The following is a 328-nucleotide window of genomic DNA, read 5'->3' on the forward strand; positions in this document are numbered from 1 at the left end:
CTCAATGAGGCGGAAAGAGATGCGAAGGAGCTTCAACATAGAGCTCTTCTGCGTTTCATCTTTTCCAGTGGGCGCCTCAATTGAGTCAGAGTTGCAGAAAGACAGAGGAAAGATTTTACTCAGCTGTCTGCGTTCCTCAGGCAACAGGTTGTCCTCAAAGTCGTTAATCATTTTTGCAGCCAGCTGGTGCAGGTGTTGAACACGTATGACTGCGTTGTTGAAGAGCCGCTGGTTCTCTGAGGCCGTCCCCTGGTTCACCAACAAACTAACCAGCACCACCGACAACAGCACTAATGCTCTAGCCATTTCGCTCAGGGTAGATTCTTAC

1 protein-coding gene is annotated in these 328 nt (G+C 49.4%); it reads right to left on the reverse strand.

The window, feature by feature from the left end:
* Positions 1 to 306 (reverse strand): hypothetical protein (locus tag IFY26_RS17595; protein ID WP_232550305.1); only part of this gene is annotated, 306 nt, incomplete at its 3' end.
* Between the last annotated feature and the right edge of the window lie 22 nt (positions 307 to 328).

Origin of the sequence: Propioniciclava soli, from assembly GCF_014858005.1 — a bacterium.
GTDB classification, from domain to species: domain Bacteria; phylum Actinomycetota; class Actinomycetes; order Propionibacteriales; family Propionibacteriaceae; genus Propioniciclava; species Propioniciclava soli.